Annotated in this window: 34 protein-coding genes and 1 riboswitch; of the genes, 30 read left to right on the top strand and 4 right to left on the bottom strand. The window is 28.5% G+C overall.

The genetic code is table 11. The features are described from left to right. Positions 1–65: 65 nt before the first annotated feature. The 9 genes from spoIIAA (at position 66) to spoVAE (ending at position 4,764) form a co-directional block, all read left to right on the top strand. Positions 66–401, top strand: coding sequence for an anti-sigma F factor antagonist (spoIIAA, locus tag KQI42_RS09430; RefSeq protein WP_246566333.1), 336 nt, complete (start codon positions 66–68; stop codon positions 399–401). Positions 402–414: 13 nt separating this feature from the next. Further along, positions 415–855, top strand: a complete 441-nt coding sequence (gene spoIIAB / locus KQI42_RS09425; protein WP_216519165.1) for an anti-sigma F factor — start codon at positions 415–417, stop codon at positions 853–855. Positions 856–860: 5 nt separating this feature from the next. Next, positions 861–1,619, top strand: a complete 759-nt coding sequence (gene sigF / locus KQI42_RS09420) for an RNA polymerase sporulation sigma factor SigF (protein ID WP_216519163.1) — start codon at positions 861–863, stop codon at positions 1,617–1,619. A 69-nt stretch (positions 1,620–1,688) separates the two neighbouring features. Further along, positions 1,689–1,853, top strand: a complete 165-nt coding sequence (locus KQI42_RS09415) for a hypothetical protein (RefSeq protein ID WP_216519161.1) — start codon at positions 1,689–1,691, stop codon at positions 1,851–1,853. Beyond that, entirely contained in the window at positions 1,837–2,469 is a 633-nt protein-coding gene (locus KQI42_RS09410) for a stage V sporulation protein AA (RefSeq protein WP_343231679.1), read from the top strand. The genes KQI42_RS09415 and KQI42_RS09410 overlap by 17 nt, the downstream gene beginning before the upstream one ends. A 20-nt stretch (positions 2,470–2,489) precedes the next feature. Continuing rightward, positions 2,490–2,909 carry a stage V sporulation protein AB gene (locus KQI42_RS09405; RefSeq protein ID WP_216519157.1) on the top strand — a complete coding sequence of 140 codons (420 nt, stop codon included), beginning with the start codon at positions 2,490–2,492 and terminating at the stop codon, positions 2,907–2,909. 12 nt (positions 2,910–2,921) lie between these two features. Continuing rightward, positions 2,922–3,371, top strand: a complete 450-nt coding sequence (gene spoVAC, locus KQI42_RS09400) for a stage V sporulation protein AC (RefSeq protein WP_216519155.1) — start codon at positions 2,922–2,924, stop codon at positions 3,369–3,371. A gap of 4 nt (positions 3,372–3,375) precedes the next feature. Next, positions 3,376–4,395, top strand: coding sequence for a stage V sporulation protein AD (spoVAD, locus tag KQI42_RS09395; RefSeq protein ID WP_216519153.1), 1,020 nt, complete (start codon positions 3,376–3,378; stop codon positions 4,393–4,395). Positions 4,396–4,407: 12 nt separating this feature from the next. Continuing rightward, the gene (spoVAE, locus tag KQI42_RS09390) at positions 4,408–4,764 is read left to right on the top strand and encodes a stage V sporulation protein AE (protein ID WP_216519151.1); all 357 of its coding nucleotides are present in this window, start codon (positions 4,408–4,410) and stop codon (positions 4,762–4,764) included. A gap of 10 nt (positions 4,765–4,774) precedes the next feature. Here spoVAE and KQI42_RS09385 read toward each other — a convergent pair whose 3' ends face one another. After that, a complete protein-coding gene (locus KQI42_RS09385) occupies positions 4,775–7,681 on the bottom strand; it encodes a penicillin-binding protein 1A (RefSeq protein ID WP_216519149.1) in 2,907 nt (968 codons plus the stop codon). A gap of 159 nt (positions 7,682–7,840) precedes the next feature. On the opposite strand from KQI42_RS09385, the gene yunB reads away from it, so the two are divergent. The 5 genes from yunB to KQI42_RS09360 all read left to right on the top strand — a co-directional run bounded on the left by yunB (position 7,841) and on the right by KQI42_RS09360 (position 11,621). Further along, complete coding sequence (gene yunB / locus KQI42_RS09380; RefSeq protein ID WP_216519147.1) at positions 7,841–8,494, top strand: sporulation protein YunB; 654 nt, start codon at positions 7,841–7,843, stop codon at positions 8,492–8,494. A gap of 63 nt (positions 8,495–8,557) precedes the next feature. After that, positions 8,558–9,841 (top strand): GTPase HflX, encoded by a 1,284-nt coding sequence (gene hflX / locus KQI42_RS09375; RefSeq protein WP_246566331.1) that lies wholly within the window; start codon positions 8,558–8,560, stop codon positions 9,839–9,841. Between the two features lie 101 nt (positions 9,842–9,942). Next, positions 9,943–10,383, top strand: a complete 441-nt coding sequence (locus tag KQI42_RS09370) for an NUDIX hydrolase (protein WP_216519145.1) — start codon at positions 9,943–9,945, stop codon at positions 10,381–10,383. Between the two features lie 132 nt (positions 10,384–10,515). Further along, positions 10,516–11,163 (top strand): YigZ family protein, encoded by a 648-nt coding sequence (locus KQI42_RS09365; protein ID WP_216519143.1) that lies wholly within the window; start codon positions 10,516–10,518, stop codon positions 11,161–11,163. A 50-nt stretch (positions 11,164–11,213) separates the two neighbouring features. Beyond that, the gene (locus KQI42_RS09360) at positions 11,214–11,621 is read left to right on the top strand and encodes a CoA-binding protein (RefSeq protein ID WP_246566328.1); all 408 of its coding nucleotides are present in this window, start codon (positions 11,214–11,216) and stop codon (positions 11,619–11,621) included. A gap of 12 nt (positions 11,622–11,633) precedes the next feature. Here the strand turns inward: KQI42_RS09360 and KQI42_RS09355 are convergent, their stop codons facing one another. Together KQI42_RS09355 and KQI42_RS09350 are read right to left on the bottom strand one after the other, a co-directional pair. Continuing rightward, on the bottom strand, positions 11,634–11,984 hold the full coding sequence (locus tag KQI42_RS09355; RefSeq protein ID WP_216519141.1) for a sulfite exporter TauE/SafE family protein: 351 nt from the start codon (positions 11,982–11,984) through the stop codon (positions 11,634–11,636). Further along, positions 11,981–12,340: a sulfite exporter TauE/SafE family protein gene (locus tag KQI42_RS09350; protein ID WP_216519138.1), complete on the bottom strand. Its 360-nt coding sequence runs from the start codon at positions 12,338–12,340 to the stop codon at positions 11,981–11,983. Before KQI42_RS09350 ends, KQI42_RS09355 begins: the two co-directional genes overlap by 4 nt. Before the next feature lie 111 nt (positions 12,341–12,451). Here KQI42_RS09350 and nadE point away from each other — a divergent pair, with 111 nt between their 5' ends. The 5 genes from nadE to KQI42_RS09330 all read left to right on the top strand — a co-directional run bounded on the left by nadE (position 12,452) and on the right by KQI42_RS09330 (position 16,087). Beyond that, entirely contained in the window at positions 12,452–13,180 is a 729-nt protein-coding gene (gene nadE / locus KQI42_RS09345; protein ID WP_216519136.1) for an NAD(+) synthase, read from the top strand. A 69-nt stretch (positions 13,181–13,249) separates the two neighbouring features. After that, on the top strand, positions 13,250–13,993 hold the full coding sequence (locus KQI42_RS09340) for a YebC/PmpR family DNA-binding transcriptional regulator (protein WP_216519134.1): 744 nt from the start codon (positions 13,250–13,252) through the stop codon (positions 13,991–13,993). Between the two features lie 465 nt (positions 13,994–14,458). After that, positions 14,459–15,349, top strand: a complete 891-nt coding sequence (locus KQI42_RS09335) for a hypothetical protein (protein ID WP_216519132.1) — start codon at positions 14,459–14,461, stop codon at positions 15,347–15,349. 281 nt (positions 15,350–15,630) lie between these two features. Continuing rightward, positions 15,631–15,765, top strand: a complete 135-nt coding sequence (locus KQI42_RS21340; RefSeq protein WP_281420398.1) for a hypothetical protein — start codon at positions 15,631–15,633, stop codon at positions 15,763–15,765. A gap of 115 nt (positions 15,766–15,880) precedes the next feature. Then, on the top strand, positions 15,881–16,087 hold the full coding sequence (locus tag KQI42_RS09330; protein ID WP_216519130.1) for a hypothetical protein: 207 nt from the start codon (positions 15,881–15,883) through the stop codon (positions 16,085–16,087). Positions 16,088–16,277: 190 nt separating this feature from the next. Here the strand turns inward: KQI42_RS09330 and KQI42_RS09325 are convergent, their stop codons facing one another. Then, the gene (locus KQI42_RS09325; RefSeq protein ID WP_216519128.1) at positions 16,278–17,495 is read right to left on the bottom strand and encodes a helix-turn-helix transcriptional regulator; all 1,218 of its coding nucleotides are present in this window, start codon (positions 17,493–17,495) and stop codon (positions 16,278–16,280) included. A gap of 242 nt (positions 17,496–17,737) precedes the next feature. Between KQI42_RS09325 and KQI42_RS09320 the strand changes: the two genes are divergently transcribed. The 11 genes from KQI42_RS09320 to pduL all read left to right on the top strand — a co-directional run bounded on the left by KQI42_RS09320 (position 17,738) and on the right by pduL (position 26,052). Beyond that, the gene (locus KQI42_RS09320; RefSeq protein WP_216519126.1) at positions 17,738–17,911 is read left to right on the top strand and encodes a hypothetical protein; all 174 of its coding nucleotides are present in this window, start codon (positions 17,738–17,740) and stop codon (positions 17,909–17,911) included. A 214-nt stretch (positions 17,912–18,125) separates the two neighbouring features. Further along, the gene (locus KQI42_RS09315; RefSeq protein ID WP_216519125.1) at positions 18,126–18,299 is read left to right on the top strand and encodes a hypothetical protein; all 174 of its coding nucleotides are present in this window, start codon (positions 18,126–18,128) and stop codon (positions 18,297–18,299) included. Positions 18,300–18,406: 107 nt separating this feature from the next. Beyond that, entirely contained in the window at positions 18,407–19,054 is a 648-nt protein-coding gene (locus KQI42_RS09310; protein WP_216519123.1) for a TIGR01906 family membrane protein, read from the top strand. Then, positions 19,047–19,979: a restriction endonuclease gene (locus KQI42_RS09305; protein WP_216519121.1), complete on the top strand. Its 933-nt coding sequence runs from the start codon at positions 19,047–19,049 to the stop codon at positions 19,977–19,979. Before KQI42_RS09310 ends, KQI42_RS09305 begins: the two co-directional genes overlap by 8 nt. A gap of 29 nt (positions 19,980–20,008) precedes the next feature. Further along, positions 20,009–20,102: riboswitch (THF riboswitch) on the top strand. A gap of 65 nt (positions 20,103–20,167) precedes the next feature. After that, the gene (locus tag KQI42_RS09300) at positions 20,168–20,725 is read left to right on the top strand and encodes a folate family ECF transporter S component (protein WP_216519120.1); all 558 of its coding nucleotides are present in this window, start codon (positions 20,168–20,170) and stop codon (positions 20,723–20,725) included. 9 nt (positions 20,726–20,734) lie between these two features. Next, a complete protein-coding gene (locus tag KQI42_RS09295) occupies positions 20,735–21,328 on the top strand; it encodes a flavodoxin family protein (RefSeq protein ID WP_216519118.1) in 594 nt (197 codons plus the stop codon). Between the two features lie 26 nt (positions 21,329–21,354). Further along, positions 21,355–22,476, top strand: a complete 1,122-nt coding sequence (gene aroC, locus KQI42_RS09290) for a chorismate synthase (protein ID WP_216519116.1) — start codon at positions 21,355–21,357, stop codon at positions 22,474–22,476. A 4-nt stretch (positions 22,477–22,480) separates the two neighbouring features. Further along, entirely contained in the window at positions 22,481–23,512 is a 1,032-nt protein-coding gene (gene aroB, locus KQI42_RS09285) for a 3-dehydroquinate synthase (protein WP_216519114.1), read from the top strand. A 79-nt stretch (positions 23,513–23,591) separates the two neighbouring features. Next, positions 23,592–24,074, top strand: a complete 483-nt coding sequence (locus KQI42_RS09280; protein ID WP_216519113.1) for a PTS sugar transporter subunit IIA — start codon at positions 23,592–23,594, stop codon at positions 24,072–24,074. A 43-nt stretch (positions 24,075–24,117) separates the two neighbouring features. Next, positions 24,118–25,398 carry a 3-phosphoshikimate 1-carboxyvinyltransferase gene (gene aroA / locus KQI42_RS09275; protein ID WP_216519111.1) on the top strand — a complete coding sequence of 427 codons (1,281 nt, stop codon included), beginning with the start codon at positions 24,118–24,120 and terminating at the stop codon, positions 25,396–25,398. A gap of 81 nt (positions 25,399–25,479) precedes the next feature. Next, on the top strand, positions 25,480–26,052 hold the full coding sequence (pduL, locus tag KQI42_RS09270) for a phosphate propanoyltransferase (RefSeq protein WP_216519109.1): 573 nt from the start codon (positions 25,480–25,482) through the stop codon (positions 26,050–26,052). The last annotated feature ends 10 nt before the right edge of the window (positions 26,053–26,062 follow it).

Raw genomic sequence — 26,062 nt, 5'->3', positions numbered from 1 at the left:
TGAAGGAAAACTCTTACTCTGTCTAGAATATAGAGGTATAAAATATAGGTTCTGGAGGGGATATTTTGCTTTTAAAAATGGAAAAACATAATAATGGACTTATTGTTCAGTTAAAAGGAGAGTTAGATCATCATAGTACCGAAAATACGAGACAGAAAATCGATCAGCAATATTTTGACAAAAACTTGATCAATATGGTATTAGATTTAAGAGAGTTAAATTTTATGGATAGCTCTGGAATCGGACTTATTATGGGAAGATATAAAAATTGCAAGGAAAGAAAGGGAAATATAGTCCTAGTCAGTAATAATTCTTACATAGATAGAATGTTAAAAATGTCAGGATTATTAAAAATAATTAATGTATATCCAACTATAGAAGAAGCTGTTGAAAATTTATAAAGGGGTGATTTATATGCTGGAAAAAAATTATATGAAATTAGAGTTTTTAAGTAAATCTAATAATGAATCCTTTGCTAGGGTTGTAGTGGCCGCTTTTGCTTCTCAGTTGGACCCTACCTTAGAAGAATTATCTGATATTAAAACAGCAGTATCTGAAGCTGTCACTAATGCAATAATACATGGATATGAATATAAAGAAGGAATCGTTATTGTAGAATCTAGAATTGAAAATAATCAGATAGAAATAACAGTTGAAGATAAGGGAATGGGTATAGCTGATATTCATAAGGCTATGGAACCTTTTTATACGTCTAAGCCTGATTTAGAACGTTCGGGTATGGGTTTTACAGTAATGGAAACTTTTATGGATAGATTAGAGGTAGAAAGTATAAAAGGTGAAGGGACTAAAATAAAGATGGTAAAGACATTTAAAAGCCTTTCGAGTGAGGAGTAGATATTATGAGTTTAGGAGGTACTGGGAACAATTTATTATCGCATGATGAAACTATAGATCTTATTTTAAAATCTCAAAAAGGGGACAAAGATGCTAAAGACAAACTGGTCAATCATAATATAGGATTGGTTAGAAGTGTTCTAAAAGGTTTTATGAATAGAGGTTATGAAGTAGACGATTTATTCCAGATAGGAAGTATAGGTTTATTAAAAGCTATTGATAAATTTGATATATCTTATGATGTTAAGTTTTCTACTTATGCTGTTCCTATGATTATCGGTGAAATTAAAAGATTTTTAAGAGATGATGGAATGATTAAAGTTAGTAGGTCTCTTAAACAAACAGCGGCTAAAGCTAAAATAGCTGAAGAAAAATTATATAAAGAGCTAGGTAGAGAACCTACTATTGAGGAAATATCTGATGAGATTAATGTAGATAAAGAAGAAATAATTATGGCTCTAGAGTCTTCTTATAATCCAGAGTACTTATATGATGTTGTTCATCAAAGTGACGGATCTCCACTTTATCTGATAGACAAAATTAGTTTAGAAACCGAAGAGGAGAAGGATATTGTTGATAATATAGTATTAAAAGAAATGCTATCTCAATTAAAATCTAGAGATAGACAGGTTATTATTTTAAGATATTTTCAAGATAAAACTCAAACAGAAGTAGCTAAATTATTAGGTATATCTCAAGTGCAAGTATCTAGAATTGAAAAGAAAATAATTGAGGATATGAGAAAAATGTTAGCAAAGGCATAAATATATGCCTTGTTTTTTTGCATGAAAAAAAAATTAAAGTAAATAATAACATTAGAATGGGGTGATTATATGGTATGTAAAATAAATTTGAAAAGAGCTATAATAATTTTTATGGCTTTATTGTTAGTTGTAGTTGGATTCATTTGGTATAAAGAACAAAAAACCAATAAAGAAGTACCTAAAAAAGCCAAATTTGTAGAAACTATCATTGAAAGAGGTGATTATTATAGCTAATGAACAAGTTTATATAATGCTAGATAAAAAATTTGCAGTAGACACTAATACTCATGTTTTTATAAAAGACATTGGAGAAGTATACTGTCAGAATAAAGTATTAAAGAAGAATATTGAGGAACTTAGAATACTTAATGGGAAAGAAGAAGAGGATTGGGAGTTTATTACATCAATAGATGTAACTAATAAAATAATTGAATATTATCAAAATGTTGATGTTAATATGATTGGAGCAGATGAAGTATTATTAGAAATTAAAAGTCAGGAAAAAGAAAAACCTTTTTTAGAATTTTTGAAAATAGCTTTTGTCTGCATAATACTTTTTTTTGGTGCTTGTCTGGCCATTATTAATTTTCACGAAGATGTTAACATGAAAGTATCTTTAGAGAAGCTATATTATACTTTTACAGGGAAAAAGGACAAAAATCCTTTAATAATGGTAATACCTTATTCCATTGGAATTGGTGTAGGCATGCTAACTTTTTTCAATAGAATATTTAGTTTTAGCAGAAGAAGGAGAAAAGAACCAGGACCTATGGAAATAGAACTATATTTATATGATAAAGATATGGAGGAGCATATAATGAATGAATTAAAAAAAGATGAAAATTCTTAAAGATAAATGAGGTGAATCCAATGACTAAAAATATATTTAGTATAGTAGTAGCATTAGGTGGAGGGATTACGGTAGGAAGTGCAGCTGCTGCCTTTATTACTTTGCTCCAAATAGTACCAAGATTAATCCAATTTACAGAGACAGAAGAATATGTTAAGCTTTATCAATACGTAACGGTTTCTGGTTTTGTTTTATTTAGCTTTCTATATTTTTCAAATTTTCATATAGGTCTAAATAAAATTTTTGTAGGATTAATTGGATTGGTATTTGGGATATTCATTGGTTTATTCTCATCTGCTCTAGCTGAGGTTTTAAACGTTGTACCTGTTCTTTCAAAAAAATTTAAAATAAAAGATAGACTAAAGTATGTTATAGGTGCCTTGATATTGGGGAAAGTTACAGGTTCATTATATTATTGGCTAATATTTAAAAAGCATTAGGGAGGGGATAGTTTGGATAACTTAAATAAAAAGGATTATCAGAAATATGCTGAAAGGAAAATTCCTAAGCCTACTTATTTTAAAAATATTATTTTAGCTTTTATAGTAGGAGGGCTAATATGTGTGGTTGGTCAAATTATTAGAAATACATTATTTAAATATGGTTTAGATGAAAAAGCTGTGGCTGCTGGCACTTCTATAATATTAGTTTTCTTAGGTGCCTTTCTGACAGGTATCGGAGTATACGATAAAATTGGAAAAATTGGAGGAGCTGGTGCTGCAGTGCCAATAACAGGTTTTGCCAACTCTATTGTTTCACCTGCTATGGAATTTAAAAGAGAAGGATTTATCTTTGGAGTTGCCGCTAAAATGTTTTCAATTGCAGGTCCAGTTTTGGTTTATGGAGTAGGAAGTTCAATAATTGTAGGGATTTTAAAATTACTATTGACTAAGGGAAGGTGATTGTATGGCTATAAAGAGAATAGGAACGCGAACTGTTAAATTGGAAAATCCTCCTTCGATACTAAGTACATATACTATAGTTGGTCCTAAAGAGGGAGAAGGTCCTTTGAGAGAATATTTTGATGAGATACTAGAAGATGATTTGTGGGGGCAAGAATCTTGGGAAAAAAGTGAAAGCAAAATTCAAGAAGAGACTATTAAATCTGCTATAGCTAATGCAGGATTGGCTACAAAAGATATAGATTATCTTCTGTCTGGAGATCTGCTAAATCAAATCATTACTTCTGGTTATACTGCTAGACAAATAAGTGTTCCGTTTTTTGGACTTTATGGGGCTTGTTCAACTATGTCACAATCTTTATCTTTAGGATCTATGCTCATAGATGGAGGATTTGCAGATAAAGTCGTTTGTGCTACATCTAGTCATTTTAGTACAGCTGAAAGACAATATAGATTTCCTTTAGAATATGGTAATCAAAGGTCTTTTTCTGCCCAATGGACAGTAACGGGAGCTGGTGCAACTGTATTGTCTTCTAGTGGAAATGGACCCTATATTACCTATGTAACTACTGGAAAAATTATAGACCCGGGAATAAAGGATGTTAATAATATGGGAGCAGCTATGGCACCAGCAGCTATGGATACACTTATCAACCATTTTAAAGATACTGGATTTTCCCCTAGTGATTATGATTTAATAATAACTGGAGATTTAGGGATTGTAGGGAAAAATATTGTATTAGAACTAATGGCAAAAGAAGGTTATGATTTAAAAGGAATCTATACAGATTGTGGTGTAGAGATATTTAATAATATTGAACAGGATACTCATTCTGGTGGCAGTGGATGTGGCTGCGCTGCTACGGTTTTTAATGGATATATATATAAGGAAATGTTAAAAGGAACTTTGAATAGAGTGTTGCTTATGGCTACAGGAGCTCTTCATTCTCCAGTAATTACTCAGCAAGGAGAATCAATTCCTGGTATTGCTCATGCAGTTACTATAGATGTAAATAAAGGTTAGGGAGGAAATAGGATGGAATACTTGAAAGCTTTTGTTGTAGGTGGCTTAATATGCGTTGTAGGGCAGATAATCTTAGATACCACCAAGCTTACACCAGCTCATATTTTGGTAATATTTGTTACAGCAGGTGTAGTGTTAGGAGGATTAGGATTATATGAACCTTTAGTTAAGTTTGGAGGCGCTGGAGCCACAGTGCCTTTACCTGGATTTGGTTATTCCTTAGCGAAGGGAGCTATGGAAGGTGCTAAATCAAAAGGAATAATAGGAGCATTTACTGGTGGATTGGAGGCTACCGCAGGGGGAGTAGCAGCCGCTATTATATTTGGATATATTATGGCATTAGTTGCTGATCCAAAAACGAAAAACTAAGGGTTTCCCCTTAGTTTTCATTATTTTCATCTTCATTATTATAGTCGTTATTTTCATTATAATTTGGTGGAATATAAGTTTCCTCATCATCTTCTTCATTAAAGAAATCATCTATAGGATCGTCTATATGAGTATTTGGACCATGAATATCACAGATTCCTGTAGGCACGCTATATTGATAATCACTAGGTATTATACCTCCATGTTCTGCTGGATTATATGGTGGATTACGTTTAACAAATACTTTATTAACTACATTTTCAATAGGACAGTATTCATTAGCAACTTTACCAGTAGTAATATCAATTGGCACCTCTACATGGACATCACAATATTCCTTTGGTTCAGTACCTTTAACAAATATTTCTGTTTTTGTAGTACTTCCTCTTGGATCATGGGCACATAAATCTGTAGGTATTTTTCCTGATTGAGTACATACCTTTACTGATACTATACCAGCAGGTTTATTAAAACTAGTTTTACTTTCTAATCCTTCATGAGCTCTTGTCATTATATGTTTCCATAACTGGGCGGCTGTTCCACTATTTTTTGATATAGTTATTTTTGGTGAATCATTTCCTATCCAAACACCAGTTGCATAATAAGGTGTAAATCCAACAAACCAGATGTCTGCTTGATTTTGAGTAGTACCAGTTTTACCACCTACTGCCATATTGGATAATTTTGCTCTTCCAGCAATACCATTTGAAACGGTAGTTCTTAGTATATCTCCCATAACATATGCAACCTCTGGAGAAACAACTTTAGTTTCCTTAGGAGTATTGTCGAGCAACAAGTTACCGTTTTTATCTAAAATCTTTGTAAAAGATACAGGTTCTAAATAAACACCACCATTAGCTATAGCTCCATAAGCAGCAGTTATTTCTAAAGGAGTCAATCCTTTAGTCATACCTCCTAATGCTAAAGCTGACAAGTTTTCATCATTACTACTTCCATTCTCTGCACTAGTTATGAAACTATCTTTCTCGGGATGTTCTCTATTGATTATTCCTAATTTCTCTAAATATTCCATAGAAGTTTTTACACCAATAGAATCTACAAGTCGTACAGAGTTAACATTTATAGATTGTTCTAAAGAAGTTCTTAGAGTGTTTATGCCTCTATAACCTCTATACCAGTTTCTAGGCCATAATTTCCCATTAATATAAAAAGGTACATCATCTATAGGACTAGCAGCAGTAAATCCATTATCTAAAGCTGGTAAATAGGCAGCTATTGGTTTCATAGCTGAACCAGGTTGTCTTTGAGAGGCAGTAGCTCTGTTTAGTATTCTTGCTCCTTCCACATCTCTACCACCTACTAAAGCTTTGATTTGACCAGTCTTATAGTCTAATATAACCGTTGCAGATTGAGGTTGAACTATACCATCTTTACTTCTAAAGAAGTATTTTTCTTTTATAATTAGATTACCATTTCCATCTACTGAATAAAAATCTTTATTATTGTTTAAGAAACTACTTTTAATGGTAATTTCTTTACTTTCATTTACAGAAAAACTGCCTTCAGGTATAGTGAATGAACCAACAGTATGGCTTACTAAATTTTTTCTTTCATCTATGGTGTAGTAGTCTGCTACGTCTATATGTTTTTTATAAGGGGTTAACTTCTTGTTTTTGATAACCAAATTTTCATTTATTATATCAAAGGTACCTTTTTCTATAACTAAATCATAGTTTTCATTAAGTAGATTTTCTTGTTTATAGTAGACTATATTTTTATTTTCATCAATTATATCTTTTGCACTATTTAATCTCCAATCTACTAATATTGGCCCTTTAATTTTACTTGGATTGCCTACCAAGACTTCGGTAAAATTATTATAAACATCCTCTAATTCTCTTTGAAGTTTTACATCCATAGTAGAATAAATTTTTAGTCCACCTGTAAATAATTCTTTTTCTGCTTGTTCCTTAGTATAACCTAATTCATTTATAAGAGAATTAACTACTTGAGTTTTAACATAGTCTGTAAAATAAGAAGAAATTCCTTTTATCTTTTTTTGCCCTGGCTTTAAATTTTCTTTTATATTTTCATTTAAAGCTTCTTCATATTCTTGTTTTGTTATTTTGTCTAATTCTAGCAATTTGTTTAATATAATTTTTTGTCTTTTAACAGCTTCTTCATTATAGATGGCAATGTATTTTTCACCTAGAATATCCAATTGTCCTACTTCATAATGTTTTGTACTATCAAAATTTTCTGGACTAACAGTTTTGTAAGGTGCATATTTTGAAGGACTTTTAACTATACCAGCTAACAAAGCAGATTCAGCGAGACTTAAATTCTCTACATTTTTAGAGAAATAAGTTTGAGCAGCTTCTTGTACTCCGTAAGCTCCTTGTCCTAAGTTAACTCTGTTTAAATAACCTTCCAAGATTTGATCTTTTGTTAATACCTTTTCTATTTGTAATGCTAAATATGCTTCCTTAATTTTTCTGTCCCATTTTTTTTCATTATTTAAATATAGGTTTCTGGCCAACTGTTGAGTTATTGTACTAGCCCCTCTAACAATATGGCCTGCTTTTAGATTATCAATCATAGAGCTAACTATGCCTCTTGGATCTACACCAATATGGTCTATAAATCTTTCATCTTCTATAGATATAAAGGCTTCTTGAAGATGTATAGGCATTTTGTTTAAACTAACTATGGTTCTGAACTCTAGTGTTTGGATTTTTTCAATTACATTTCCTTCAGGATCTAATATAAATGAAGTTTGGTCTAATGTAGAACTTATATTAGTGGGTTCAATTTTAGGTGTATCCTTTAATATAGATAATATAATACCACTAACGGCACCAACTGATATAACTATTGCCATCAGTAATACAACTAAAAATATTTTTAACCCTTTTCGTCCTTTTTTCTTAGACTTCTTTTTGTTGTCTTCTGACATTAAAATACCTCCTTAATTGAGAAAAGGTCGTAAACAAATTTATTATATCATACAAATACTATAATGTTAATAATTAGGGCGAGTAAATAATTATTACAATACGGTTACGAATGAAACTATATATAATAACTATCATATATTATTATAGGAGGGAATACTATGAACCATTTATTATATAAAATAAAGAGGAAAAAATATCTTATTTGGATTGTTGCCCTATTTGCCCTATCAATATACTTACTTGATTATATTGATAAAAATATTAGACCTACTTTAGTAGCAATAGCTGAAATTAGAGCAAAAGCTGTTACTACAAAGACGATAAATGACACTATAAAATCAAAGATTAAAAGAGATATCAACTATAATGATTTAATATTTGTAAAATATAATAACGAAGGTAGAGTTACTATGATGCAAGCAAATACTATACTAATGAATAGTATAGCAGCAGAAGTAGCTTTAGAGGTTCAAGAACAGCTTAAAAATATGTCCGGCTCAAAAGTATCAGTGCCTTTAAATAATGCATTTGATACTCAGATAATTAGATTACCAAGTGTAAAGTTAAGAATAATACCTCAAGGTTCAGTATCTGTAGATTTTGCAACAGAATTTCAGGAATCAGGAATTAATCAAACTCGTCATAGAATATACTTAATAGTTGTAACGGACATTAAGATGATAATTCCCTTAGTATCAGAAAATTTAAAAATTACAACCAATGTACCTATTGCAGAAACTATAATTGTTGGAGATGTTCCTGAACAATATATTTCTGTACCTAAAGAAGATATTATACACATTATTAGATAATATTAAATAAAAATGGTATAATAATGAAAGCTGATGAAAATGATATATAAGGAAGGTGATATCTTGGTACAGGATACTATTAGTGAAGAGAGGGTCCTTATTGTTGGAGTAGAATTGGGAACAGACACAATACATATCGATAATTCTATGGATGAATTAGAAGAATTGGTGAAAGCAGCTGGAGGAATAGTAATTTCTAGACTAATTCAAAAAAAAGATTCTATTAATACTGCTTATTTTATTGGTAAAGGTAAAGCAGAAGAGATTAAAAATTATTGTGACGAGTTAGAAATTACAACGGTAGTCTTTAACGATGAATTATCGGGAGCTCAACTTAGAAATCTAGAAAAAATTATAGATAAGAAGATAGTAGATAGAACTAATTTAATTTTAGATATATTTGCAAATAGGGCCAATTCAAAGGAAGGTAAGCTTCAAGTAAAACTGGCTCAACTTAAATATAGGTTACCTAGACTTATAGGATTTAGAGACTATTTATCAAGAGAAGGTGGGGGGATAGGAACTAGGGGACCAGGAGAACAAAAATTAGAAACTGATAGAAGACATATTTTAAGAGAGATAGATAACATTGAGAAACAATTAAAAGAGGTAGAAAAAGTAAGAAGTATAAAGCGAAAGAAAAGAGAAGATTCTGACCTTCCTATAGTAGCCTTAGTTGGATATACTAATGCTGGCAAATCTACTTTATTGAACAAAATAATTGAAATGAATGATGAATATAATGATTCAAAGCAAGTTTTCACGTATGATATGTTGTTTGCTACACTAGATACATCATTAAGGAGAGGTAAACTTCCTAATGGACAAATTTTCTTGATAACAGATACAGTTGGCTTTGTTAGCAAACTTCCTACCCATTTAATTGCAGCTTTTAAAGGCACATTGGAGGAAGTACAATATGCAGATTTACTTCTTCATATTGTAGATGCTTCTAATGAAGATTTAGATATCCAAATAAAAACTACTTATCATATATTAAAAGATCTAAAAGTATTGGATAAGCCGATGGTTACTGTATTTAATAAAATAGATAAAGCAGATATAAATAATTTAATTTATGATAATAAATATGTTGATAAAAAAATATTTATTTCTGCTAAAGATGAAATTAATATAGATAAGCTAATGGAAACCATAGAGGAAAATTTACCTCAACAATTTAAACAAGTAACTTTAAAAATACCTTACGACAAGCAAAATATAGTTAACTATTTCATGAAAAGCTACCAAGTAGACAAAGTAGAATATATAGAAGAAGGTACAATATTAAATTTAACTATAAATCATATTGATTTACAAAAATATAAGGATTACATTATGAACTAAATAATAATTCAATGGATTTTAATATTATATTTTCTAAATCCATTGAATTATTAGATAAATTTGTATATTATATTTATAAGAATAAAAAGGAGATGATGCCAATGATATTTAGAAATTGTGCAGGTGGAGTTGTGTTTAGCAAAGGTAAAGTTTTTATTCTTAAAAATGATAAAAGTGAATGGGTCTTACCAAAAGGTAAAATTCGTAACGGTTTTCTTCCGCCAGAGACGGCTATTAGTCGTGTAGAGTATGAAACAGGAGTTAATGCTAAGATTGTTTCTACAGCTGGTGAAACTTGTTACGAATTTTATTCTTTTACAAGAAACCAAGCAGTATACAACAAGATTACCTGGTATATCATGGAATCAAATGACGAGAACTATTGTGTTAACTTAGAAGAAGGCTTTAAAGAAGGAGGTTTTTATCCTATAGAAAAGGCAATAGAAATGATTACTCATAGTCAGGATAAATCTCTAGTAAGTTTATCTTACAGAAAATATTTAGAATTTAAAGAATATGAGAAAGAAAAAATGTATGCTTAAAAAATAGATAAAATTTTTAATAGATATAAAATATTAGAGTAAGGTAAGTTATAAGATAATCCTTACTCTATTTTTTTATAATCTATGTTTTGCTATAATACATATAGTATTATATTGGAAAGGAAGGTTCAAATGAATAATGTATATAGAACAATACATAATTATGGTGAAGAAGAAGTTATAATAAATAAATCAAGATTTATTGGTTATGCTATGCCAATAAACAATGAGGAAGAAGCATTAGCATTTATTGATAAAATTAAAACTAAACATAGAGATGCAACCCATAATGTTTATGCTTATGTTGTAGGCGATAATAATAATATACAAAGATTTAATGATGATGGTGAACCATCGGGAACAGCAGGCATACCTGTTTTGGAGGTTATAAAAAAAGAAGACTTAAGAAATGTAGTTGTTGTAGTAACAAGATACTTTGGCGGGATAAAATTAGGTACTGGTGGATTAATTAGAGCTTATACTAAGGGAGCAAAAATTGGACTAGATGCAGGGATTATTGTTGAGAGAATATTACATACAAAGATTAAAATTAGAGTAGATTATACTTTATATGGAAAAATAGAAAATTATCTTATGACTAATGGTTATTTAGTAGATGATGTAATATTTGACGATGGAGTAAATATTTTTGTATATATAAAATTTTCTGAAGTAGAATCTTTTAATAAGACTATTATAGATTTGTGCAGTGGAAATGTAATGATGGAAGAAATATTAGAAGAATACTTAACTATAAAAGATGGAGAAAGATTATTATAGTAAAGATTAATACCCTGATTATGAGGGTATAATTAAATTGAGGTGATGTCATGGAAGATATGAAAAAAATCAAAGAAGAAATGTTAGAGAAAAAACTTTGGGCAGTAGTAGGAGTTACGGGAAACAAAGATAAATATGGATATAAGATTTGGAAAAAGTTAATACAGCATAATTATGAAACCTATGGTGTTAATCCAAATTATGATGAAATAGAAGGAGAAAAAATTTATCATTTCCTAAAAGAATTACCTAAAAAAGTAGATGTAATTGATATGGTAGTACCACCTAAAATTGGTACTCATACTCTTGATGAAGCTAAAGAAGCAGGAGTAGAATACATCTGGTTTCAGCCTGGAACTTTTAATGATGAAATCGTTAATAAAGCTAAGAATATGGGATTTAAGATACTTTATGATGATTGTATTTTAGCAACTTTAGTTAAACTTGAGAAAAAATAGGTCTAATTTGACCTATTTTTTCTTTTTAAATAATTCAAATATACCTACTATCAGAAGAAATACACCAAAATATTTTTTTAAACCTAAAGGATCAACTCTGATGGCTATAATAGAACCAATTATAGCACCAACAGTTCCTCCTAATATTATTAATTTTGCAAACTTAAAATCTATATTTCCTTCCTTATAATGAGTAATTAAAGCGATGACAGCTACAGGAATAAAAACGATTAAATTAATTCCTTGAGCTTCTTGTTGAGCTAAATTACTAAACAATACTAAAGAAGGAATAAGAATAGTTCCTCCACCAATTCCCATTCCACTAATAATTCCTGATAAAAACCCAATAAAAATTAATTTCATTTCATTATCATCCTTATAGCAGTATAAATAATTACACTGCCAAATATTTTTCTTAAAATATGAATAGGAATTTTGTTCAAAACTTTAGCACCAATAAAGCTACCTATAACTCCGCCAATCACAACTTTTAATCCAATATTTAAAGGTATAAAGCTATTACTTAAATATATTATGGTACTTATAATTGATAAAGGTAATATAATTGAAATAGCTGTAGCATGAGCTTTATGATCATCTATTCCAAGTAAAAATACTAGAGCAGGTACTACTATAGTTCCACCACCTGAACCGAATAATCCATTTACTAAACCTGTTACTAAGCCAATACTTAATAACTTAATCTTATTTTTATCCATATATAGCTCCTTTATGTTATAATTATTAAGAAAAATACCGATAATTACTAATTATTAATTTCACCAAATATGTGTAACTTATACATATATAATAAAATTGGAGGTTGAATTATGGAAAATATACAATCTGTCTGTGATCAATTAGTAGAATGGTTAAAAGAAAAAGCTATAGAAGCAAACGCTCAAGGTCTAGTGTTTGGACTAAGTGGAGGTATAGATTCTGCTGTTGTGGCAGGGCTTGCTAAAAGAGCTTTTCCTGAAACTTCTTTAGGAATTATAATGCCTTGCTATAGTGACCCAATAGATGAAAAACATGGATTACTAGTAGCAGAAGCATTAAATTTAACCACCCACAAGGTAGATTTATCTAGCATATTTGATACTTTTAAAAATTCTTTAAACGTAGAGAATAAAACTAAAATGGCTTTGGCAAATATAAAACCAAGACTTCGTATGACTACTTTATATTATTTTGCTCAAAATTATAATTATTTAGTAGTAGGTTCTAGTAATAAAAGTGAGTTTACTGTTGGCTATTTCACTAAACATGGAGATAGTGGAGTAGATTTACTTCCGTTGGCTTCTTTTGTTAAAAGTGAGATTAGAGAAATTGCTAAGTTTTTAGAAATTCCTGAAATAATAATTGAAAAACCTCCTACTGCAGGACTATGGGCAAATCAAACTGATGAAGAAGAGATGGGGTTTGGTTATGATGTATTAGATGAATACATTAGAACTGGTAATGGACCAGAGAAAATTGTTGAAAAAATAGATAAAATGAATAAAATTAGTAAACATAAAAGGGAATATCCACCGATTTTTACATTAAGAAATGAATAAATATAATGTAATAAACAAAATATTGTGTTAAAATATATAAGGCAATATTTTAAGGAGGTTGAAAATGTAATGGCAGGTCATTCTAAGTGGAATAATATAAAGAATAAAAAAGGTAAAGAAGATGCTAGAAGAGGTAAAATATTTACCAAATTAGCTAGATATATTATGGTAGCAGCAAAGGAAGGTGGAGGAGATCCAGAGTACAATCCAGCTCTAAAAGCTGCTATAGATAAGGCTAAAGCAGAAAATATGCCTAATGACAATATAGAAAGAGCTATAAAAAAAGGTACTGGTGAATTAGGAGCAGATATCTTTGAAGAAATTATCTATGAAGGATATGGACCAGCAGGCATAGCAGTATTTGTATCATGTTTAACTGATAACAGAAATAGAACAGCTTCAGAGGTTAGACATGCCTTTGATAAATATGGTGGAAATCTAGGTCAAACAGGATGCGTTTCTTTCATGTTTGATAGGAAAGGTTTAATTGCCATTGAAAAAGAAGAATCTATCAATGAAGAAGAACTAATGATGATGGCTATAGATTTAGGAGCGGAAGACTTTATAAGTGATGAAGATGGTTTTGAAATTATTACAAGTCCTGAAGATTTTAATAAAGTTAGAGATGGTTTAAGTGAGAATGGATTTCATTTTGTAGTAGCAGAAGTAACATTTATACCACAAAATACAGTATCTTTAACTGATGAAAAGGATATCAAGAACATGGTTAAAATGATAGACGTATTAGAAGATAATGACGATGTTCAAGATGTGTACCATAACTGGGAAATGCCAGATGATTTAGAGGAATAGCCACTTATAGAATTTTTCATTATCAAAAATAAGTAAAAAATCCTTTGAGTTATAATGTACAATGAAAAATCATAACAGAATTATCGATGTACAAAATACCCTTTTTATATGTATAAAAACCATATGAGGAGGGTGTTTTTTTCATATCTACTATTAAAGGAACGAAAGTTATCAGAGTTATATGCAAATAGTATATTGAAAAATATAAGGTTTCTTTTAAACTATTGTGTAGAGGAAGAATGTATAAAAGAATGTAATAAAAGTTAAGCGAACTAAGAGGATTTTATTAAATATTCTTTTATTATAAATTCAAGCTGTTACTACTAAGATTTTATAGCTAGAATATCTTTTAGCATAATTATAATACTTTAATCATTTTAGTCTTTTTACAATCCATATGGGAGTTTATGGTATAATACAATAAGTTGATTAAATATCATATAAAATGTAAGGAGTGATATATATTTGAAGGACATATTTATTAAAATAATTGATGAAATTAGAAATAAAAGTCCGAGTATACATAGAATTATAATTTCTATTCTTATTTGTTTTTTAATAGTTAAGTTTTGGAATTTGGTAGTTTTAATAGGAGAAACTCTACTCAAATCAATAATTTCTTTATTACCCCATATGGTAAGTGTGTTAGTTATAATAATTATATTAATTACCATTAAATATTTTTTTAAATTAAGTGATGAAAAATCTCAAAAAAGAATTGATGTTTATAGTGAACCATTAATTATTAAATCAGAAGGTAGAAAATATATTAGTGTAAATTTAATAGAAAGATATGGACAATTAAATGGTACATATGGGAAAATACTTGAGGTAATAATAAAAAACGAGGTAGATAATAATATTGATTATGTAAAAGGATATATATCGTTATATGAGAAACGGACAAGAATAAGTAAAATTTATTTTGAGTTTGATAATCTTAAAAAAGCATTTAATGAAAGAATTTTTTATAATTTTATAACCTATGAAATGGAGTTTTGGGATAGTTTCGATATTTACATATATGAAGTTCAGATTGAAGATAAAATAGATAAAAATTTCAGGATTGAAGGAAATTATTTTATAAGAACATATTTTCTTGAGTTAAATCCAAATAAATTTTATGATTTTAGGGTTTTTGGCATTAAAACTAAATACAATCTAATTTGGTTTAAAGAAAAATTCAGGGAAAAGATATTGTTTAGAATAAGGTATTTACATATTCCATTGATTATGCTAATTATGTTTGTTACATCATTTTTTATGTTATTTATATTAATTGATACAGGTAAAGCTATAATAGATCTATATAATATTTGGAGAGATTGTTTTGAACAAATGGTTAATATTATATAGTGGACATGCTAATAATGTTTTTAATCCTAAAATTTAGATATTTCACAATATCTTTACAATGATTTTTATATATTCTACAACCAAAATATAATACATATTATTTTTTACTATGCTTCCTTTAAAGTAGAAGGGAGCTGTTTATTTTTAAAAAGGGTATTATTTTTGTTTTTAGAAGATAAAATAAATTATTTCATTTTTTAGATGTATTTCCCCCGAAGGAGCGTTATAATGTTTAAAATGCTCAACAGAGCCATTTACATTATACTTGGGGAGGTGCTAATATGTTTTATTTAGGTAAAATAACTATATCAGAAAAAGCTGTTAAGGAAGTGCCTTTAAAATTAATACATAAAGAATTAGAGGAATACAAAGAAGATGGACTAAGTTTTATAGAACAAAAATTAGAAGGACTATAAGAAGATACAATATTAGAGCCTAATCTTTTATTTAAAAAGGAAGTTTATATAAATAATATCTTAGTACTTTACATTGAAACCTATAAAGATGGTATGATAGTAATTCTAGAAGGAAATGAATGATTGGAACAAGAAATTAGGAATTTTGCCTACACCTTTTACTGTTAAAGAGAATAATTTTTTAAAGGTAGCACTAGAAAAGTATATAAAAGAAGGAACTTCATATGAGAGAGAAATAGCTAATAAAATGTTAGGAAAATTTATAGATTTAGAGATAAAAAAGAAATATTTTTGTGAAACTAAAGAACAGATTTTAGGTTAGAATCTTATATTTTATAAAGATTTTAACTAACTAGTGAAAATATTAGGTAAAAAATAGCTATCTCAAGATGACTTTTTAATCATTTTGAGATAGCTATTGTATTATTTTCTTATTTTTTTAGTATCGAATGTGATTACTTAACGGCTATAGTGCCTGGATCTTCTGTAAATAAGCAAATCCTAAACTCTAGTTAACTAATATTAGTGTTAGTGAGGCAAAACTTACCAAAATCTTCAAATAATTTATGTATTTTATTGGCATCTAAGTTGTTTTGATAAATATAAAACAAGTCCAATATATTCTTTTTAATTCGCTCTTGTTGATTACATTCTTTTGCATACATCAATGATTCATTGTAATATTTTTCAGCTAAATCAAATTTATTTAGATGTTTATATACAAAAGCAATCTGACTATATAGTCTAGAAAAATAATCTGAGTTTTTATTTAATTTAGAAATATTATTTAGAGCTTTATCTATATATTCAATAGTTTTATCTTCACAATTCATTTTCATATGTACTTCAGCTATATTGACGTATGATAATAGTAATTCATCATAGTAGTTTCCTAAACTTAATATATTTATTGCTTTATTATAGCTTTTTAAAGCTTCACCATAATTTTCGATTCTAAGATAAGAGTTACCTTGAAGAATTAATATTTTCCCTAGTTGTATATAGTTTGTATCCTCTGTATGCTTTAAAGCCTTTGTTGTTTGTTTTAAACTTTCATCTATTAAATTTAATTTACTATAAGCAAGAGAACTATTATAATACAAAATACCAATATGTTCTTTAGGTATATTTTTCTTATCTAAAGAAATATAATCACATAAATTAATCGCTTCTTTATATTTACCTATAGGGATGCAAATGCCAATCAATTTCAACGTAATTCTATAGTTTAATTTCCTGTTAGGGTAACTAAAAGTATATTCATGCCCCTTAAAATAATAATAGTAACATTTAATGTAATCTTTTGAATAATAATAAATATCTCCTAAAATTTCATAAATCCTTATTTTCTTATCCATTAGATTCCACTTGTTTAAAAATAATTCTACTTCATTTATGTACTCTTGTTCAATATTGTAGTTTTTAGTTGTAAACAGCCTGTCCAATTCCTCGATATATAAATCAGCTTGTTTTTTGGCATCATATCTTTCAGGATTAAAAATATCTTCAGGGTCAATGATAATATCTAAACCTTTATCTTCCATAATCTTATTAATATTTCGACAAATTAGCCTAGCGTTATCCTCACTAAGAGGAGTTTTGCCATTCTCAATTATACTTATTAAATTTCTTGTAACTTCTCCCCCTGTAATTTCATACTGTTTTAAGTCTAGTTCTAATCTTATTCTCTTCAAGTTTTCTCCAATGGATAAATCATTATGTTTTACCATTATACTCATTCCTTTAGAAAATAATTGTATTTTGCCATTATTTTACCATATAGAAGTATATTTGCAAACGATTTCACCTCCCTGTTTTTCTACAAATTAATACAAAGTATAACAATTTAAAATAAAGAAACATTTTTACTTAATTAGATTAATTATACTACTGCTATATAAAGATGAGGATAAGGAGGGATAGAAGAATGAATTATAGAAGTCCAATAAACTGGTACGGTGGTAAATATTAAATGGCAAAGCATATAATAGAGCTATTTCCTAAATATAGAACTTGTATAGAGGGATTTGGCGGGGCAGGACATATTTTATTTAGAAAGGATTCAAGTGAAAAGGAAGTATATAACGATAAATACTATATGTTATATAAATTTTTTGAGACGATTCAAATGGAACAGAACAGATAAAAAAAAGATATAATTAAAAAACTTGTTGAGGAAATATTTGATTTTTCTAATTAATTTATTTTTTGTAATATAAATTAAGTTATTGCATTTTATGGTTCTGGCTTCTCGATTTTTCAAAACTTATTATCCTCCTTACATTGATCAAATTACTGTATAAAAGGTTAAATATTAAACATAATAACTATTGAAGTAACATATAAAAAGGAGGAATCCTATGGATACCAATCAAAATTTTGAAGAAGTAAAAAATAGGTTTCGAGAAGCTGATGTAGATGGTAAAATTCAAATATACACAACTGTACAAGGATTAACAGTGGAACAGTACAAGGAGTTACTTCGAATGTTTCCAATAAAATATTTAGATAAATTGGAAAAAGCAATGGGTTAATATCAACTTAAGAGATTGAAAGAGAATTTTCTTTCAATCTTTTTTTGTTTAAGTATCTTAAATTTAATAGTATAAATAAGTAAAAGCTTATTAGGAGGAATTTAATCTTGAAAAGATTATTAATTATTTTAATAATAACTTTATCTATTTATAGTTTGTTAGCAAGTGTAGAAATTAATGCTTTTGATTCTAACTATTATCTTCAATCCTATAAAAAATACAATGTCCCTAAAACTAGTGGAAAAACTTCTCAAGAGCTATTAAACGTTACACTAGATTTACATAGTTATTTAAAAGGAAAATCAAATGAAGATGTTTTAGAATCTAATTTTAATCAAGAAGAAATTCTGCATTTAAAAGATGTAAAAATTTTATTTAAATATGGATTTATCTTAAAGTATATTTCTTTATCTTTAGCTATAATATCTTTATCCATTTTATTAATTAATAAAATGGATAGAATAATAGGTAAATATATTTATTATGGTTTTTTCGTTAATTGGAGTTTCTTATTAATTTTACTTTTACTAGTATTTCTAGATTTTGATAAGTATTTCACTTATTTTCATTTGATATTTTTTAGAAATGATCTTTGGCTCTTAAACCCAAAGACAGATTTGCTTATTCAAATGCTACCTGAAGAATTTTTTATTGGAATGGCTAAGAAAATTGCATTATCTTTCTTCAAATATTTGGCAATAATACAGAGTATAGGATATTTATTAATGAAGAAAGGCAGGGAACGGTTTGAATAAATATTGGGTAATTTTTAAAGAAAGGTATAACAGAGTTAGAAGAAAGATGGTTTTAAACAACTATTATACTAAAGAAATAAAGGGAGGAAAAACTACTAGAGCAGCTTTATTGGACGACATATTTTTAATTTTAATTATTTTTTTATTAATATCCCTATTATTATTAAAAGTTTCCAATAATATTATATTATCTACATTTACGGCATTAGTAATAGTGTTTTTTCTTGCAATAACTTTATATAAAATAAAGATGAAAAAAAGATATAAAAAAATAGGTGAAATAAACGATAATATTATAAATAAAAAGATTATTAGAGAATTAAGTGTTTTAAATCAAGAAGATTTTATAAAATATATAAAAAGTTTTTTAGAAAAGTATTATTCTACAACTTTTTTTCAATATAATGACCCTATTGATTTGACAGGAAAAGTTGGTGATGAGGTTTATGTTGTAAAATGTCTAAAAACTTCATTAGAAGATAGAGTTACTTTAAAAGACATTGAAAATTTTAAAATAAAAATGAATGATATGGATGTAGATGGTGGAATTATAATAACAAACTCTTATTTTTCCGATGAAGTTAAAGAGAAATCTAATTTAATTTTAATGGATTTAGACAAAATCAAATCTATATTAAAGGAAATCAATGAGTGTCCTTCAGAAACAGAAATTCAGGATTATATACTGACTAGATATAAGGATAAAAAGAGAAAGATTAAATCAAATATTACTTTTTTCAGTAAAGATAAAATATATAAATTCTATATTCTGTTTCTAGTTCTTTATGGGATATCTACTTTTGTACCTTATTCTAAATATTATAAAATTATGGCTTTAGTAGCTTTTATCCTAGGCACTATAATAGGAGGATATAATTTAACAGAATACATAAGGACAAAAGATGATATTCATTTACATAATTAATCAATTATTATATAATTAGATTATAGAAAGACAGAGTAGGTAAAGAGCGTTAAGTGTTAAAGGATGGGAAGTAGCCTTTAAACGAAAGACTTTGGTCTGCGGTTCTTTATCGCATCCGCTGGTCCATTAAAGAGTTCTCCTTCTTTAGTGTGACAGTTGACTGTCCTAATAAAGAAAGGAGGATATAAATGAATAATAGTAGAAGAAGCAGTATGGACATTAAAACTCTTGTCATGGCTAGCTTTTTAACTGCAATAAGTATAGTACTCACAAGGTTCTTTTATTTAATGATCCCATTAGCTGGGCTACCATCTACTTTAAGAGTTAGTTTTGGTGAGATACCTATCATGATGAGTGGCTTTTTATTTGGTCCTTTAGTTGGTGGTCTAACAGGCTTAGCTGCTGACTTAATAGGAGTTTTAATTAATCCACAAGGAGCTTATTTTCCTGGTTTTACTGTTAGTTCTATACTTTGGGGAGTTATACCTGGAGTTTTTGGTCAGCTGTTTAGAAGGAAGGGGTATAGCAAAGATATCTTTTCTATTAAAAGAATAGGACTTACAGTGATTACATGTATTGCTATTGTATCAGTAATGCTTAATACTTATTGGCTGTCAATAATGTTAGACAAAGGTGTTTTAGTTTTATTACCAGGAAGGTTAATAAGTGGATTAGCCAATATACCTATCCAAACTTTAATCATTACTACTTTATTGAAGTATATTACAAATGTAGTAAGAGTATAGGAGGATATAATGAAAAAAGTTTTAGCTCTAATGGGTAGTCCGAGAAAAAATAAAAATACAGATATTTTATTGGATTATTTACTACAGAATATAGAGGATACAGAATATGAAATAAATAAAGTTTATTTAGGTGATATGAAAATAAATCATTGTACTGGCTGTAATTATTGTGGTTCAAAAGGACAATGTGTTTTTAAAGATGATATGATTTCTATTTATGAAGGTTTTGATTCCAGTGATATAGTTATTTTAGCTGCACCGTTATATTTTAATTCAATAAATGGACTTGCTAAAAATATGATTGATAGATGTCAAAAATATTGGTCTATAAAATACCAACTAGGCCAGGAGTATAAAAGAAATGTAGAAAGAGTAGGATTATTCTTGTCTGTAGGTGGTGCTGAGTATTCTCATAACCAATTTAATGGAGCCATACCAATAATAGATTTCTTTTTTAAAGCCATTAATGTAAAATATAAAGGAAATTATTTTGTATCCAATACAGATAATAGACCTATAAATAAAAGATTAGATGTAAGGGAAGAACTAAAAGAAATTGGTAAAAATATTTGGACTATAGAAGACTTCTACCTTCACAGGTAGAAGTCTTTCGTATATGGGGTGAGAAAATGATACGATTTTTAACTGCTGGAGAATCTCACGGAGAGGGGTTAACAGGAATAATTGATGGGATACCTGCTAATCTATATTTAGATAGGAATTATATAAATGAAGAACTTAGGAGAAGACAAGGCGGTTTTGGTAGAAGTGAAAGAATGAAAATAGAAAAGGATGAAGCTATTATTATTTCTGGTGTTAGTAATAGCTACACTACAGGCAATCCCATTACTATTTTTATTAAAAATAGAGGAGTTAACATAGAATTAGGAGAGGTAACAAGACCTAGACCAGGTCATGGAGATTTAGTTGGAGCTTTAAAGTACAATCAGAAAGGTGGAAGAAATATATTAGAAAGAGCTTCAGCAAGAGAGACTGCTATGCGGGTAGCATTAGGTAGTGTATGTAAACTTTTGTTAAAAGAGTTTGATATAGAAATTTTTAGTCATGTGATAAATATTGGTGGGATAGAATCTAATTTAAATTATTATTCTAATATATCCGAAATGGAATTAGAAAAAGTAGATGAATCGGTAATACGAGTTGCCGATAAAAATTATGAAGCGTTTATGATAGAAAAAATACGAGAAGCAAAACAAGAGGGAGACACACTAGGTGGAACTATAGAAATCATTATCAAAAATGTCCCTGTAGGGTTAGGAAGTCATAACAACTGGGATTCTAAGCTTGATGGAAGATTGGCTTGTGCTATTATGAGTATACCGGGTATTAAAGGAATAGACTTCGGATTAGGAAATAGAGTCGTCTCTACTTTAGGGTCAAGATTTCATGATGAAATTATTTTCAATGAAACTTATAAGAGAAAAAGTAATAATGCAGGAGGAATAGAGGCTGGTATATCTAATGGTGAAGATATAGTTTTTAAATGCTATATGAAACCTATACCTACTTTAAAGAAACCTTTAGAAACAATAGATATGGAAACAAAAGAAAAAGCACTAGCTCAATTTGAAAGATCTGATGTTTGTGCAGTACCATCAGCAAGTATAGTGGCTGAAAGCATGGCAGCATATGTATTGGCTAATGAATTTATGAAAAAGTTTGGTGGAGACTTTCTAGAAGAAGTAAAATCAAATTATTATAATTATGTTAAATATTTAAATAATAGGTGATTAGATGGAGGTTCAAATAGTAAAAAATGTTTGGCTAGAATTAAAAGAATATATTATTGAAAGAGATATAAAAAAATTATTTATTATAACAGACAAAAATATCTATAATCTTTATAAAGAAAATATAGATACTTTTATAAATAAAAACAACAATTTGTTTATAATGGAACCAGGAGAAGAACATAAAAATATTCATACTGTCCATTTAGTTTATAAGGAACTATTAAATAAAGAAATAGATAGAGATGGGGTTATTCTTTCAATAGGTGGAGGAGTTGTAGGAGATTTAGCAGGATTTGTGGCATCTACCTATAAAAGGGGTATTAGATATATACAAGTCCCTACCACATTATTATCTCAAGTAGATAGTAGTATTGGAGGTAAAGTAGGAATTGATTTTGAAGGATATAAAAATGTAATAGGTTCATTTTATTTCCCTATGACTACATTTGTTGATACTTCTTTTATGAAAACATTATCACAAAGAGAAATTACTTGTGGATTAGGAGAAATTCTTAAATATGGATTAATCATAGATTATGATTTTTTTAAATATATGAGAAGCAATATAACAAAGATGTATGAAAAGGATAAAGAAGTAATTTTACATGCTATAACTAAATCTATATCTATAAAACAATCTATAGTAGAGAAAGATAAATTGGATATGGGATTAAGAAAAATATTAAACTTTGGACATACTGTGGGACATGGTATAGAATCTTATTATAAGTATAAAATATTCAATCATGGAGAAGCAGTGATTCTTGGAATGGTATATGAAAGCTATATTGCCAAGGAAAAGGGATTGATAGACAATAGCTATTTTCAAGAAATTTTTAAAACTCTTAATCCTTTAGTTCAAACTAGAAAGTTTAATGAAGAGGAAATTAACCGAATTATAGATTATATGAAAAATGATAAGAAAAATAAGAATGGCAATATTAGCTTTGTTTTACCTATTGGTAAAGGAAAGGTAGGAATGTTTAACAATATTGGTGAAGATATTATTAAAAAAATACTAGGTGACAGATAGATATTATATTATCTATTTTAAACATAAATTAGAGCAGTTTATATTAAATACAAAATTCATAATAGAGAGGAAGAATTATATGTTTAAATTTTTAAAGAAATCAAAAGAAGTAGCTATAATTGCTCCGATGACTGGGGAAATAATTGATATAACAGAAACTCCAGATCAAGTTTTTGCAGAAAAAATGGTAGGAGATGGAGTAGCTATTAAGCCTACAGATGGAGTTGTAGTTTCACCTTGTAATGGAGAAATAGTTCAAATTTTCCCAACTAATCATGCTATAGGCATAAAAACAAAAGAGGGATTAGAAATTTTAATTCACATTGGGTTAGATACTGTAGAATTAAATGGAGAAGGTTTTAAAGCTTTTGTAAGCAGTGGTGATAAAGTAAAAATAGGAGATAAATTATTAGAAGTAGATTTCAATTTCATTGAGAAAAGTGGTAAGTCAATAGTTAGTCCTGTAATAATTACAAATCCTGATTTTACAAAAGAAATACATAAGCAATTAGGGGCTGCAGAAAAAGGAAAAAATGAAATAATCAATGTAATATTAGGATAAAATAGTATTCCAAACCTATAATTAATTATAAAGGGTGAAATTTTTGATAATAAAAGGTAAGAAAAGATTATGTGGTCAAATTAGGGTACCCGGAGATAAGTCTATATCTCATAGAGGTGTAATGATTGGCTCTATAGCAGAAGGAGAAACAATTATAGAAAACATTCTTCTATCTGAAGATACTATTAGAACCATTGAGTGTTTTAGACAAATGGGGGTAAATATAGATATAGAAGATTGTAGAGTAAAAATAAAGGGAGTAGGTCTTAATGGGCTAAAAGATCCTAATAAAGTTTTAGATTGTGGAAATTCAGGGACTGCTATGAGATTGATTAGTGGTATATTGGTAGGTCAGCAATTTCCTACAACTTTAATAGGGGATGATTCTTTAAATAAAAGACCTATGGATAGAATTATTGTGCCTTTATCAAAGATGGGAGCTAATATAAAGGGTGTAGATTATAAATATCCGCCTTTAAAGATTTTACCATCCAAAACTCCTTTAGAGTCTATAGATTATGAATTACCTGTAGCTAGTGCTCAAGTGAAGTCTTCTATTTTATTAGCTTGTTTATATTCTAATGGTAAAACTAGGATTATTGAAAAAAATCCTACTAGAGATCATACTGAAAGAATGCTTAATTATTTTGGAGCCCATATAATTAAAGAAAAAGATTATATTTATATGGAACCAAAGGGAAAATTTATAGCTAAAAATATTTATGTACCAGGAGATATTTCTTCCGCTGCTTTTTTAATAGTTGCTGCCACCATAATAGAAGGATCTTCAGTAATAATTAAAGATGTGGGGTTAAATCCTACAAGAACAGGGATTATCAATGTTATAAATGATATGGGTGGAAGCATAAAAATAGAAAATGTTAGAATTCTTAATAATGAAACTATAGGAGATATACATGCCAGTTACTCTCCTTTAAAAGGGATCGAGATTCAAGAAGAGATATTAGGAACTCTTATTGATGAGATACCAATAATTGCAGTAGCAGCAGCTTTTGCTAAGGGGAAAACGATTATTAAAAATGCAGAAGAATTAAAATATAAAGAAACCAATAGAATTAAAGCAATGGTCAATGAGCTTAAAAATATGGATGCTAATATCATTGAACTTCCTGATGGATTAATTATTGAGGGAAAAGAAAAATTGAAACCAGCTACTTTAAAAAGCTATAATGATCATAGAATTGCTATGGCACTATCTATTGCTGCTTTTAATACAGAAGGAGAGTCTATAATAGATAACCATGAATGTGTAAACATTAGTTATCCTAATTTTTATGAAACTTTATTTCAATTGGAACATTAGATATTTGATTTTTTGAAAACAAAGGAATATAATTGATAAGGAACTTTAGATACAGTTTATATAGATGAGGGAGGAAGTTAAATGAAAAAAGCATTACCAATAGCTTTATCTAATAGACATATTCATCTTAGTGAAAAAGATTTATATGTTTTATTTGGAGAAGGCTATGAACTAACTAAGATGAAAGATCTATCTCAACCAGGTCAATTTGCCTGTGATGAGAAAGTTGATATTGTTGGACCAAAAGGGACTTTAAAAGGAGTAAGAGTTCTTGGGCCTGTTAGAAAAAATACTCAGATTGAGGTTTCTGTATCAGATGCTTTTACCCTTGGTGTAAAACCTGTTATTAGAAATTCTGGGGATATTGTAGGTACGCCAGGAGCAAAAATTGTTGGACCAAAGGGAGAAATTGAAATTGAACAAGGAATTATAGTTGCTGCAAGACATATTCATATGCATACTACAGATGCTGAATACTATGGTGTTAGAGATAAAGATATAGTTAGTATTAAAATAGATGGACCAAGAGGATTAGTATTCAATAATGTACTAGTCAGAGTGTCTGAAAAATTTCATTTAGAAATGCATGTTGATATAGAAGAAGGCAATGCTTGTGGCGTTAAAAATTGTGATTTAGTAGAACTAATTAAATAGGGGGTTTTTA

The organism is Tissierella simiarum (assembly GCF_018917865.1).
GTDB classification, from domain to species: Bacteria; Bacillota; Clostridia; order Tissierellales; family Tissierellaceae; genus Tissierella_C; species Tissierella_C simiarum.
Note: the sequence above shows the minus strand (reverse complement) of the source record. Positions and strands in the feature narration are given on the sequence as shown.